The sequence below is a fragment of the Rhodoferax ferrireducens genome (genome assembly GCF_031458075.1).
Classification (GTDB): Bacteria; Pseudomonadota; Gammaproteobacteria; order Burkholderiales; family Burkholderiaceae_C; genus Rhodoferax_B; species Rhodoferax_B ferrireducens_A.
Genome location: NZ_JAVDXT010000002.1, coordinates 347,754 through 360,844, shown reverse-complemented (window position 1 = coordinate 360,844; position 13,091 = coordinate 347,754). Strand labels below are relative to the sequence as shown.

The following is a 13,091-nucleotide window of genomic DNA, read 5'->3' as shown; positions in this document are numbered from 1 at the left end:
TCGATTTATAAAAATAATGCTTCTAGCGCAGGCGTATATTACACGAGCAGCTATGCTTTTCGTAGCGAAGCCGCCACCGACTTGGTGAGTGCGCGCAGCCACTTGCCCGAGGCCGAAGTGTGGGTGCGCGCATGCCAGAGCTGGTAATACATCATGCGGGGAAACGGCAGCGGACACGGCAGTATCTTCACCGGCAGCTGCGCCGCATAGCGCTCGCAGTACTGCCGCCCCGTGGTCAGCACCAGCAAGCTCGATGCCACCATGGCCGGGATCAGGCCGAAATGCGCGCAGCGGGCCACGATGTTGCGGCGCAGGCCCAGGGTTTCCAGGTGCTCGTCGATCACGCCCTTGGCACCCGGATGGGTGGGCGTGGGCGCGATGTGCTCGGCCGACAGCCAGGTGTCCTGGTCCCAGCCGCGGCGCGCCGCCGGGTGCTCCAGGCTAACCAGACTCACCACCTCGTCGCCAAACAAGCGCCCCATGTGCAGGTCTTCGGGCGGACGGCTCCAGTTGCCGATCACCACGTCTAGCTCGCCCTGGGCCAGGTGCGCGGGGTAGTCCAGGTGGCCGGACAAGGGGTGGATTTCGATCGCGCACAGCGGCGCCTCGGACTTGATGCGCGCCACCAGCTGGGGTAGAAACAAGGGATCGAGGTAGTCGCTGGCGGCGACGCGGAAGGTGCTTTGCGCGGTCTGCGGCTCGAAGCTGCGCACATCGCTGAACAGCACCTCGGCGGCACGAAGAATGCTGGCGCTAGGCGTCAGCATGCGCAAACCCGCATCGGTGGGCACCATGCCAGAGCCAGAACGCACCAAAATAGGGTCATCGGCCAAGTCGCGCAGCCGCTTCAGGGCCGCGCTCACCGCCGGTTGGGTCATGCCCAGGCGGATGGCGGCACGGGAGACGCTGCGTTCAGTAAGCACGGTATGCAAGACCCTGATGAGATGGAGGTCGATCTTGTCGAAAAGCGTCTGGTCTCTCATATAGGTGTATGGATGCGTGTCATATGCTGCTGCGTATGTGGAGTGCCTGTTACAAACTTACCCTGTGCTCCGCCCCTGCCTCACTAGGAATTTTTAAGCCATGACGACCCAAACCATTCGCTTCATACGGCGCGGCCAGACCGTGGCGCTGGGCAATGTACCACCCGACCGCACGCTATTGCAGGTGCTGCGCGAGGACTTAGGCGCCTGCGGGACCAAGGAAGGCTGCGGCGAAGGCGACTGCGGCGCCTGCACCGTGGTGCTGGCCGAGCCCGAGAACGGCCATCTGCGCTTTCGCGCCATCAACAGCTGCATCCGCCTGGCCCATTCGGTCAACGGCATGGCGCTGTGGACGGTGGAAGACCTGGCCCAGGCCGACGGCAGCCTGCACCCCGCGCAAGAGGCCATGGTGCAGTGCCACGGCTCGCAATGCGGCTTTTGTACCCCCGGCTTCGTGATGAGCCTGTTCGGCATGTACCAGAACAGCGTCTGCCAGGGCCAGTCCATCCGCCGTAGCGACGCGCAGGAGGCGCTGTCGGGCAACCTGTGCCGCTGCACCGGCTACCGGCCGATTCTGGACGCGGCGCAGCAGATGGAGCAGCTGCCCGCAGTGCGCATCGACGAAGCCGCTTTGCTACAACATCTAGAGCAGCTGGCGCTTATCCGCTCTGCGGCGGAGCCCGATTTTGCTTATAAATCTCCGCGCAGCCTGGACGAGCTGACCTCCGCCCGCGCCGCCGACCCCGGCGCGCAAATCGTCGCCGGCTGCACCGATGTCGGACTCTGGGTCACCAAGATGCACCAGCATTTCGACCGCGTGCTCGACGTCACCCAGGTGGCCGAGCTGCGCCAGATCGAACCGCATGCCAACTATCTGCAGATCGGCGCCGCCGTCACTTTGCACGACGCCTATACCGCCCTGGTAGCCGACCGGCCCCAGCTGCACAACTTCGCCAGCCGCTTCGCCGGCCTGCCGGTGCGCAACTCGGGCACGCTGGGCGGCAATGTGGCGAATGGCTCGCCGATTGGCGACTCGATGCCGCTGCTGATCGCACTCGGGGCCAGCGTGGTGTTGGCAAATACCCATGGCACGCGCGAGCTGCCGCTGGAAGACCTGTACACCGGCTACCGTACCAATGTGATGGCCGCCGACGAGGTGCTGGCCTGGATCAAAGTGCCGCGGCCGAACGGCGACTTCATGCGGGTCTACAAGATCTCCAAACGCTTCGACGACGACATTTCGGCGGTCTGCCTGGCGATCAACCTGACCATCACGGACGGCAGCGTCACCCGCGCCTCCATCGGCGCCGGCGGCGTGGCTGCCACCCCGGTGCGCGCAGTCCAGACCGAGGCCGCGCTGACCGGCCAGCCCTGGACCCTGGCAACCGCCCACGCCGCCGCAGCCGCGCTGCGCGCCGAGTTCCAGCCCATCTCCGACATGCGCGCCTCCGCCGCCTACCGCAGCGAGGTGCTGGGCAATCTGCTGCAGCGCTTCTGGCTGGAAAGCCAAGGCCAGACGCAGATCAATCTGGCCCATTTTGACGTGGAGGCCTGTGTATGAACGCCCCTGAAAAACTCAAGCTCGCCAGCAGCGCCGCCGGCCGCTCGGTGCCGCACGAGAGTGCGCGCGCCCAGGTCAGCGGCAACGCGCATTACGTGGACGACCTGCCCGAGGTGCGCGGCACCTTGTACGCCGCGCCCATTCTGTCCACCGTGGCCCACGGCAGGCTCTTGGGCGTGGACAGCCACGCCGCGCTGGCCATGCCCGGCGTGCAGGCCGTGGTGCTGGCCAGCGACATCCCGGGTGACACCGTGCTGGCCGCCTTCGCCCACGACGAACCGATCTTCGCCAGCGACACGGTGCAGCACATCGGCCAGGTGGTCGGCCTGGTGGTGGCCAGCACGGTGATGCAGGCCCGCGCCGCCGCCCGTGCCGTCAAGCTGGACATCGAAGCCCTGCCCGCCTTGCTGGATGTGCGCGCCGCCTATGCCGCGCAAAGCTATGTGCTGCCGCCAGTGTTCGTGCGCCGTGGCGATGCGGCCCAGGCCATCGCAGCGGCCCCGCACACACTGAGCGGCCAGCTCGAAGTCGGCGGGCAGGAGCACTTCTACCTCGAAGGCCAGATCGCCTACGTGCTGCCGCAGGAGCAAGGCCAGTGGCTGGTCCATTCCAGCACCCAGCATCCGGGCGAGGTGCAGCACTGGGTGGCGCACGCGCTGGGCCTGGCCAACCATGCGGTGCGGGTCGAATGCCGGCGCATGGGCGGCGGCTTTGGCGGCAAGGAAACCCAGGCCGGGCATCTGGCCGTCTGGGCCGCCATCGCCGCCCACAAGCTGGGCCGCCCGATCAAGCTGCGGCTGGACCGCGACGACGACTTCAGCATCACCGGCAAGCGCCACCCGTTCGCCTACGACTACACCGTGGGCTTTGACGGCGCGGGCCGCATCTGCGGCTTTCAGCTGCTGATGCTGGCCAACTGCGGCTTCAGCGCCGACCTCAGCGGTCCGGTGGCCGACCGCGCGGTGTTCCATGCCGACAACGCCTACTTTCTGGCCGATGTGGACATCAGTTCGTACCGGCTGAAGACCCACACCCAGAGCCACACCGCCTTCCGCGGCTTCGGTGGGCCGCAGGGCGTGATCGTCATTGAAACCATACTCAGCGAGATCGCGCGCCAGCTCGGCCTGGACCCACTGGAGGTGCGCCGGCACAACCTGTACGACGCGGCCGACACGCCGAATCCGCAGCGCAACACCACCCACTACCAGATGGCGGTGGAAGACAACATCCTGCACCCCATACTCTCAAAAATAGAGCAGTCTGCGCACTACCAGGAACGGCGCAAGGCCATTTCGGCCTGGAACGCGGCGAACCCGGTGATCCAGCGCGGCATCAGCATCACGCCGGTGAAGTTCGGCATCTCCTTCACCGCCACCCTGTTCAACCAGGCCGGCGCGCTGGTGCATGTCTACACCGACGGCAGCGTGCAGGTGAACCACGGCGGCACCGAGATGGGCCAGGGCCTGAACACCAAGGTGGCGCAGATCGTGGCCGATGAGCTGGGCATCCCGTTCGAGAGCGTGCTGGCCACCGCCGCCGACACCAGCAAGGTGCCCAACGCCTCGGCCACCGCCGCCTCCAGCGGCACCGACCTGAACGGCCGCGCCGCCCAGTATGCGGCCCGCAATGTGCGCGACAACCTGGCCCAGTTTGCCGCCGGCCTGGACGGCTGCGGCGCCGGCGCGGTGCGCTTCCAGAATGGCCAGGTGATCACCCCCACGGCCAGCCGGCCGTTTACCAGCCTGGTGCAGCAGGCCTATGCGAACCGCATCCAGCTGTGGAGCGACGGCTTCTACCGCACGCCCAAGATCCATTACGACAAGACCACGCTGACCGGCCGGCCGTTCTACTACTTCGCCTACGGCGCTGCCTGCAGCGAGGTCGCCATCGACACCCTGACCGGCGAAAGCCGGGTGCTGAAGATCGACATCCTGTACGACGCTGGCACCAGCATCAACCCGGCCATCGACATCGGCCAGGTGGAAGGTGGCTTCATCCAGGGCGTGGGCTGGCTGACCACCGAGCAACTGGTGTGGAACGCCAAGGGCGCGCTGTCCACCCACGCGCCCAGCACCTACAAGATACCGGCCACCGGCGACATCCCCGCGCACTTCAAGGTGGACCTGTGGGACCAGCCGAACCGCGAGGACAACGTGTTCGGCAGCAAGGCCGTGGGCGAGCCGCCATTCATGCTGGCGATCAGCGTGTTCGAAGCGATGAAAGAGGCGATTGCCGCCGCACGGGGCGACGGCGCGGTGGTGCAGCTGGCGGCACCGGCCACCGCGGAGAACGTGCTGCGGGCGCTGACGGCCAGCGCTGCTTAGGTAGTGGACTGGCTCTCGGGGGTGTGGGCAAAAAAAGCCACACCAGACTGCGCTTTCTTGGCCACATACATCGCCAGATCGGCGTGGTGCACCAGTTCATCCGGCAAGGCCCCGTCGTCCGGATAAATGGATATGCCGATGCTGGCAAGGATGGCGAGCTGCTGGCCATCCACCTCCATCGGCTTGCCGATGGCGCTGCGCACCGCCTGGGCGATGCGCCCTATGTTTTCCCTGCCTTGGGGATGGATCAACAAGTAGAGGAATTCATCGCCGCCGTTCCGGCATACCGTGTCTTCGGCACGGCAATGCGCCAGCAAGCGGTCGGCAACCTGCTGCAAAACGCTGTCGCCAGCCGCATGGCCATAGCCATCATTGATGGCTTTGAACTTGTCCAGATCGAAGAACATCACGGCCAGGGTCAGGCCATGGCGCTGCGCTTGCGCAATCGCATGGACGAGCCGCGAATTGAAATGCTCGCGGTTGGGAAGGCCCGTCGCCGCGTCGTGCATAGCCTCCCGTTTGGCCTGTTGCTCCGCATCCTGGGCTACCAGCAAAGCGGCTTCGGATGCCGCCAGCGCCTGCTGGGAAGCTGCCAGCGCCGCCTCCATGCGCGCCAGTTCGGCAACGCCTTGCGCCAGGGTATCGTTTACGTCGTGCAGATCGTCGGCGCAATCCTGCACCTCGCCCTCCACCTGCTCCATGTTGGTCAACGCCAGGCCCACCGCCTTATCGGCAGCCCCCTTGACCAGGTTTTGCATCACGTCGCTTTTCGCGGAACCCAGAATGTCCGCGCACGCCTCCACCCGTTCCCTGACACTTTGGCTTTGCTCGAGCGCACCCACCAAGGAGGTCAGATCGCCGCTTGGCGTTTTAGGGGAAGTTTTGGGCTGGTCCATGGAGCATTGTCCCACCAAGACCCGGCCAGCGTGCAGCATTTGCCGACGGAACTGCCGCGCACAAACGGCAAGCCAGCGATGGGCTACGGCCTAGGCCCGCAGCACCACAGGCGGCGGCGCGCCATAGGTCACGACCTGGTTGCGGCCGCTGCGCTTGGCCTCGTAACACGCGCTGTCGGCGGCTTCCAGCACCGCGGCTACATCGGGCAGGTCCGCACTCAGTTGCACCACGCCGATGCTGGCGCTGAGGCTGAACGTATGGGTGCGCCACAGCATGCGCCAGGTTTCGACACCGATGCGTACCTGCTCGGCAATCGTCTGGGCCCGCTCCAGCGAGCAGCCGGGCAGCAGGATGGCGAATTCGTCGCCGCCCATGCGGGCCACGGTGTCGCTCTGGCGCACGCGCGACTCGAGCAGCCGGGCAATCTGGCGCAGTACCTCGTCGCCGGCCGCGTGGCCTGCGGTGTCGTTGATGGGTTTGAAGCGGTCCAAGTCGATAAACATCGCACACACCTCGCCGCGCTCCTGCGGGTGGATGGCATGGGCGATGGCGCTGGCCAGGCGGGATTCAAAATCCAGCCGGTTCGCCAGCTGGGTCAGGCTGTCGTGGCTGGCCGTCCATGACAGCTGGTCCTGCACGGCACGGGCGGCGGTAACGTCGGTCAGTATCCAGATCACGCCGGCCGTCGGGTCGCTGTCGTTCACCCCGCGGCCGCGCATATGCACCAGCAGCTGGCTGCCGTCCTTGCGGCGCAGCACCACCTCGCCGTCAAAATAGCCCAGCATCTTCAGCGAGACGCGAAAGCGCTCGCCGGTCTCCGCATAGGCCTGGGGCGACACATACAGCACCGAGGTGTCCAGGCCCTGCAGTTCGCCATCGGCATAGCCGAACAGCTGGTTGGCCTGGCTGCCGACCAGCTCGAAATGCCGGTCGCGGGTGATGACGATGCCCACCGAGGCGTTCTTGAGTATGGCCTTGAGCTGCTCCACCATGGCGTTCTGGGCGGCCTGCGCCCTGCCCCGCTCCATCGTCACATGGCGGAACACCTGCACCAGTTCGCCGATCTCGCCACGGGCACGGGGCCAGCCGGCGGATGGGTCGTGCTCGGCCCCCAGCAGCCGCTGCGCCCGGTCGCGTAGCTGGGTGATGGGCCGGGTGATGTTGGAAATCAGCAGCGTGGACAGTAGCGCGCACAAGGCCATGATGCCGACCACCACCAACCAGGACTCGGTATGCACCTGGCGCAGCGGCTGCAAGGCGTAGTCGGTGCTGGTGACGCGGGCCACATACCAGTCGGCGGCCGACACATAGGCCGTGGCCACCAGGTAGCGCGGCAGGTCATGCGCGCCGCTGGCGTCTATGGCATTGGCGCCGCGGGCCCGCCACGCGGCCACCACCGGGCCCAGACCGGGCTCGTCGACCACTTGCTGCAGGCGGCGCTGCGCATCCGGGTGCGCCAGCACCACACCGCTGCGGGTGTAGACGATCAGCGCCGCAGAAAACGGTCCCAGCGTCGATGCCGCCGTGGGCAGCAAATCGGACGACTGCAGCGGCAGCGCCCCGACCATCACCGCAAAGATGCGGCCACCCAGGTCGCGGATCGGCACGCTCATCACCACCATGGGCTCGGACACCCCGTTGCTGACGCTGGGGTCGGACACGCCGTTGACCCCCATGGTGACCGTGCGCTGGAAATAGCCCTCGCGGGTGAAGTCCACCCCCTCCAGCAGCTGCACGCTGCGCGCCGCCCGGGCCCGCACCGTGCCATCGATCTTCACCACCTGCACCGCCGAAAACATCTGCAGCATGAACGGATGGCTGTGCAGCTGGCGCTCCAGGGCCGCGGGGCGCTCCAGCAGGTCGGGGCTGATGCTGCTGGCCATCAGGCCCAGGCTGGCCTGCACCCGGGCAATCTTGCTGCCGAGCATTTCGGCCGCCAGCTCCACCTCGTCGCGCTGCTGCAAACTGAAGCTGCGCAAGATGACGCGTTCACTCTCGTAAGCCATGAAGTAGCTGGACGCCACACCCGACAGCAAGGCCGACATGACCGCCACCAGCAGCACCCGGAACTTGAAGGTCCCGGCCAGCTGCAGGCACCAACGCCAGGCAGACCGCCGGGACGAGCGGAGCTTGGGGGTGGTATCGGCAGCAACAGGAGACATGGTGGTTGTGGTGGGTCAGGCCCGAACCCTTGACGAGAGAACGGAACGCCCGCAAGCGCTGCCCGCAGCATAGGCCCCGCCAGATGGCTAAGCACCGTGTCTTGTCCAGATTCGTAACAAATTGATTCTTACCGCCAGCCCCCTGGCTGTCCAGCGGAGAAACACGCAGATGTCGCACGGACGCACGCGGCACCCTGCAGCGCTTGGTTTTATAGTGCGGCCCATGGCCACTCCCCTGCAAGCCCGCTGCGACATCCGCCGTTACAGCGGTGAACACCAGTCGCACGCGCACGAGCATGCCCAGATCATGTTCGCGTTGCACGGCCGGATGGAGCTGGAGATCGGGGGCCGCGCCAGCTTTGCCGATACCGCCTGCGGCGTGATCGTGCCGGCCGGCGTGGCCCATGGATTCCAGGCCGCCAGCGGCACCGCGATGTGGGTGATAGACGCGCCGGCCCAGGCCGGGGTCGACCGGGTCAAGCGCTTTGCCGTGCCACCGGCTTGCAGCCAAGCGCTACCGGACGCCAATGCCGCCGCCCAGTTGGCTGCCATCCTGCAAGCGCCCCAGTTGCTGCAGCGCCGCAGCCTGGCGCTGCAGCAACTAGACGATGCACTCGATGCCGAGCTGCACACGCCCTGGAACACGGCGCGCATGGCCGCCCTGTTCCACCTGAGCCCACAGCGCTTCCACGCCCGGCTGCTGGAGCTGAGCCGCAGCACGCCGCAGGCCTATCTGCGCGCACGCCGGCTGCAGCGGGCGATGCAGTGGATACAGGCCGGCACGCCGCTGGAAACCGCCGCGCTGCAGGTGGGCTACCGCAGTGCCAGTGCCCTGGCCTATGCGCTCAAGCGCGACCATGGCGTAGGTACGAAACAGCTGCGCAGCTAACCCAAGTACAAGAGTCTCTCGACATTCGGCCGCCTGCCGGGCCCCAGCATGGCGGCATGAAAAACCATCCACTCAGCGGTAGCCTGATGGTGCTGGGCGCAGCCCTGCTATGGGGCACGACCGGCACTGCGCAAAGCCTGGCACCACCGCATTTATCGGCCTATTGGATCGGCGCGCTGCGCCTGGCCGTGGCCGCTGCATTTTTTGCGCTGTACACCGCCTGCACCCAGCCGCGCCGCCAGTGGTGGCAAGACCTAGGCCGGCTGCGCTGGCCCGAAGTCTGGCTGGCAGGTGCCTGCATCGCCGGCTACAACCTGGCGTTTTTTGCCGGGGTGAAGGCCAGTGGCGTTGCCGTAGGTACTGCCATCGCCCTGGGCAGCGGCCCGGTATGGGCCGGGCTGCTGCAGTGGATGGTGCTGCGCCACACGCCACGCCCGGCCTGGTGGCTGGGCACGCTGCTGGCCGTTGGTGGCGGCAGTTGGATGGTGCTGGGCGGCGGCACGCAGCAGGCATTCAGCCTGCACGGCACACTGCTGTGCCTGGCCGCTGGCCTGGGTTACGCCGGCTATGCGCTGCTGAACCAAAGGCTGGTGCACGCCGCCTCGCCAGCGACGGCCACGCTGGGTGTCTTTGGCACGGCGGCGCTGCTGGCGGTGCCGGTGGCACTGGGCTTGTCGGGCGGCATCCGCATGGCGGCGACTGACATGCTGCTGGTGGGCTACCTCGGCGTGGTGACGACCGGCATCAGCTACCTGCTGTTCAGCCACGCGCTGCGCCGGATTGCCAGCGCCACCGCAGTCACGCTGGCCCTGGCCGAGCCCCTGGTGGCATTTGTGCTGGCGGTGTGGGTGCTGCATGAGCCCGCACCCTGGGCCGCCTATGCAGGCCTGACCCTGGTGCTGGCAGGCCTGGCCTGCGTCATCGTGGCCGAAGTGGGGGCTCAAACAAGCACAAAGATGTAGCAGTAGACGCCCGACAGGCTTGGCATTTGGCAAAAACACTACGCAACGGACACCGCGCTGCCGATAAGCTCAATGGCATTCATCAGCATGGATTAACATGCAATGATTAACCAATTGTTACGATTTAGCCCGGAAGTCCACCATGACCAACACCCCCGCAAGCCACCAGTCGGTTGCCCGCAAACTCGCCTTGATGTCGATCGCCGGGCTGGCGCTGGTGCTGCTGGCCGTCAGCATGGCCATCGGCTACCTGGAAAAACGCAGTACCCACGCACTGATGGTGTCGTCGGTGGCCGAGCGGGTGCAAAGCATGGTCGCCGTGGCCGATGCCACCGACCAGATCAGCCGCGAGGTGGTGCAGCGCTCGTACCTGGCCTTCCGCCAGGAGTTCGACCCCGCACCCCGGCTGGAAGAAGGCACGGACGAACTGAAAAGCTTTGGCACGCCCATCAACGGCGACTTCACCGCCGTCGACAAATTCAGCAAGGACACCGGCGGCGTCGCCACGGTGTTCATGAAGAAAGGCGATGACTTCATTCGCATCACCACCTCGCTGAAGAAGCAGGACGGCGAACGCGCCATGGGCACCCTGCTGGACCGCGCCCACCCGGCCTACAAGCTGATTTTGGCCGGCCAGTCCTATACCGGGCTGGCCATGCTGTTCGGCAAGCAGTACATGACGCATTACGAGCCGCTGCGCGACTCTGGCGGCGCCATCGTCGGCATATTGTTTGTGGGTAGCGATACCTCCTTGCAACAGGTGTCGCTGGAAAAGCAAATCAACGACGTGCGCTTCTTCAGCTCGGGCGGGATCTACTACATCGACGCACGCGGCGCACCCGCCGACTACCGCTTCACCCTGCACCCCACGGCCAAGGGCAAGAAAGTGCTGGAAGCCTATCCGCAGGCAGAAAGCTTCTTGGCCGCCTTGGCGGCTGCGCCAGACGGCTATGTGCGCGATGCCGCCACCCTGTTTGGCGCGCAGCCCACCGATGCCTGGGCCGTGCTGCGCAAAACCAAGTCGGGTACCGGCTGGCTGATTGCCGAAGTGTCCGAAAGCGAGTCCATGGCCGAGTACTGGCGCAATATGACCACCATCTGGTCCCTGCTGGCCGCTACCGCCGTGCTGCTGGGCGTAGGCCTGTATCTGCTAGTGCGCCGCAATGTGAGCCAGCCGCTGGGCGAGCTGACCCAGGCCATCACCACCGTCACCCAGGGCGATCTGACCCAGGCTTTCCAGACACAGCGGCAGGACGAAATCGGCATGCTGGTACGCGAGGTCGAGAGCCTGCGGCAGCGCTATATGCAGGCCTTGTCGCAGGTCCGCGCATCGGTGGAAAGCATAGGCACGGCCAGCTCCGAAATTGCCACCGGCAACCAGGACCTGAGCGCGCGCACCGAGCAGACTGCCAGCAATCTGCAGCGCACCGCCAGCAGCATGGACCAGCTGACCAACACGGTACAGCATTCGGCCGATGCCGCACGCCAGGCCAACCAGCTGGCAGCGTCGGCGGCCGAAGTCGCCGCCCGCGGCGGCGCGGTGGTGGGCCAGGTGGTGACCACCATGGTCGACATCAACCACAGCTCCAAAAAGATCGCCGACATCATCGGCGTGATCGACGGCATCGCCTTCCAAACGAATATTCTGGCGCTGAATGCCGCCGTGGAAGCGGCACGCGCCGGCGAACAAGGCCGCGGCTTTGCGGTGGTGGCCAGCGAGGTGCGTAGCCTGGCGCAGCGTAGCGCCGAAGCCGCCAAGGAGATCAAGACCCTGATCAGCGCCTCGGTGGACAAGGTCGAGTCGGGTTCGCGGCTGGTGCAGAACGCCGGCAGCACCATGGACGAGATCGTCAGCTCGGTGAAGCAGGTCAGCGACATCATCAGCGAGATCACCGCCGCGGCCTCCGAGCAGTCGGATGGCATTCGCGAGGTCAACACCGCCGTCGGCCAGCTGGACCAGATGACGCAGCAAAATGCCGCCCTGGTCGAGCAGTCGGCCGCGGCCGCCGAGAGCCTGCGCGAACAGGCCGAACGCCTGGCGCAAGCGGTAGCGGTGTTCAAGCTGGGCTGAAAACCGCTGCTCTTGCTCTCTGTCTAGTAGCGCTTGCCCGTCACCAGCAGGGCCAGCCGCATCACCAGCATGGCCAGGTACTCCAGGCCGCGCTGGCGCAGGGAGCGGCTGGCGTACTGCGCCGGGTCCATCTGCGTGCCGTCCTCGGCCATGGCCAACAGCAGGCGTTCGCGCAAGGTGGCCGCAAACGCCTTGTCGTCCACCACCACATTGGCCTCGCGCGCCAGCAGCAGGCTCAAGGGGTCGAGGTTGGACGAGCCCACCGTGGCCCAGTGGCCGTCGACCACCGCCACCTTGGCGTGCAGAAAGCTGGGCGCGTACTCAAAGATGTCCACCCCCGCCCCCAGCAGCACGCCGTAAACCGGCCGGGCCGCGTAGTACTGCATGAAGTATTCGTAACGCCCCTGCAACAGCAGCTGCACCCGCACGCCACGCTCGGAAGCCCGCACCAGGGCCTGGCGCAGGCGAAAGCCGGGCACGAAGTAGGCATTGGCAATGATGATCTCGTGCCGGGCTGCGGCAATCGCCCGCAGGTAGGCACGCTCGATCCGCGCTCGGCTGCGTAAGTTATCACGCAATACGAGTGCAGCGCTGGTGGTATCTGCGCCAGAAGCTATGGATTCAGTAGCACCTGCGCTGCGGCTTCGGCGCGCCAGCAGGGTATGCATGGCTCTTTGCAGCTCATGCTGGCGCAGATCGCGCACGGCCTGCAGGCGCCGCCAGAGCACCGCCATGGTGGTGCTGGTCTGGGCCACCAAGGGGCCCGTCACACGCACTGCGAAGTCGAAGCGCGGCGCCTGCAAAGCGCCAAAGTTCGGGTCGTGGAAGTCGTCCAGGATGTTGATGCCGCCGCAAAATGCCACGGCGCTGTCCACCACGCATAGCTTGCGGTGCAGCCGCCGCCAGCGGGTGGGCAGCAGCAGCACCAGCATATTGACCGGCGAGTAGACCCGCCAGCGCACCCCGGCACGCTGGAAGCGGTCGCGCCAGATTGGGGTCATGGCACCGGTGCCCAGGCCATCGACCACCACGCTGGTGAGCACGCCGCGCTGCGCGGCCCGTATCAAAGCTTCGGCCACCTCGGCGCCCGCGCCGGTGCAATCAAAAATATAGGTTTCCAGCCATATTTCATGCTGGGCAGCGTCCATGGCCGCCACCAGCGCCGGAAACAGCGCTTGGCTGCCTTCCAGTAACTGCAAGCTGTGGCCACCACGCAAAGGGGGGTAGGCGCGCGCCATCGGG

Annotated in this window: 9 protein-coding genes; 5 read left to right on the top strand and 4 right to left on the bottom strand. The window is 66.2% G+C overall.

What is annotated here, in order from left to right; all coding sequences use genetic code 11:
- Positions 1-50: 50 nt before the first annotated feature.
- Positions 51-983 carry a LysR family transcriptional regulator gene (locus J2X19_RS10685; RefSeq protein ID WP_092756462.1) on the bottom strand — a complete coding sequence of 311 codons (933 nt, stop codon included), beginning with the start codon at positions 981-983 and terminating at the stop codon, positions 51-53.
- Between the two features lie 100 nt (positions 984-1,083).
- Between J2X19_RS10685 and xdhA the strand changes: the two genes are divergently transcribed.
- Positions 1,084-2,544, top strand: a complete 1,461-nt coding sequence (xdhA, locus tag J2X19_RS10680) for a xanthine dehydrogenase small subunit (RefSeq protein ID WP_310373124.1) — start codon at positions 1,084-1,086, stop codon at positions 2,542-2,544.
- Positions 2,541-4,868, top strand: coding sequence for a xanthine dehydrogenase molybdopterin binding subunit (xdhB, locus tag J2X19_RS10675; protein ID WP_310373123.1), 2,328 nt, complete (start codon positions 2,541-2,543; stop codon positions 4,866-4,868). Before xdhA ends, xdhB begins: the two co-directional genes overlap by 4 nt.
- On the opposite strand, the gene J2X19_RS10670 is transcribed toward xdhB, so the two are convergent.
- On the bottom strand, positions 4,865-5,764 hold the full coding sequence (locus tag J2X19_RS10670; RefSeq protein ID WP_310373122.1) for a diguanylate cyclase domain-containing protein: 900 nt from the start codon (positions 5,762-5,764) through the stop codon (positions 4,865-4,867). The two genes, xdhB and J2X19_RS10670, sit on opposite strands and share 4 nt — an antisense overlap.
- A 90-nt stretch (positions 5,765-5,854) precedes the next feature.
- Positions 5,855-7,927 carry a sensor domain-containing diguanylate cyclase gene (locus J2X19_RS10665; RefSeq protein ID WP_310373119.1) on the bottom strand — a complete coding sequence of 691 codons (2,073 nt, stop codon included), beginning with the start codon at positions 7,925-7,927 and terminating at the stop codon, positions 5,855-5,857.
- 223 nt (positions 7,928-8,150) lie between these two features.
- Here J2X19_RS10665 and J2X19_RS10660 point away from each other — a divergent pair, with 223 nt between their 5' ends.
- From J2X19_RS10660 to J2X19_RS10650, 3 genes are all read left to right on the top strand, one after another.
- On the top strand, positions 8,151-8,816 hold the full coding sequence (locus J2X19_RS10660) for a helix-turn-helix domain-containing protein (protein ID WP_310373117.1): 666 nt from the start codon (positions 8,151-8,153) through the stop codon (positions 8,814-8,816).
- A 56-nt stretch (positions 8,817-8,872) separates the two neighbouring features.
- A complete protein-coding gene (locus J2X19_RS10655) occupies positions 8,873-9,778 on the top strand; it encodes a DMT family transporter (RefSeq protein ID WP_310373115.1) in 906 nt (301 codons plus the stop codon).
- 142 nt (positions 9,779-9,920) lie between these two features.
- A complete protein-coding gene (locus J2X19_RS10650) occupies positions 9,921-11,849 on the top strand; it encodes a methyl-accepting chemotaxis protein (RefSeq protein ID WP_116603855.1) in 1,929 nt (642 codons plus the stop codon).
- A gap of 23 nt (positions 11,850-11,872) precedes the next feature.
- Here J2X19_RS10650 and clsB read toward each other — a convergent pair whose 3' ends face one another.
- Positions 11,873-13,087, bottom strand: a complete 1,215-nt coding sequence (gene clsB, locus J2X19_RS10645) for a cardiolipin synthase ClsB (protein WP_310373114.1) — start codon at positions 13,085-13,087, stop codon at positions 11,873-11,875.
- Positions 13,088-13,091: the final 4 nt, after the last annotated feature.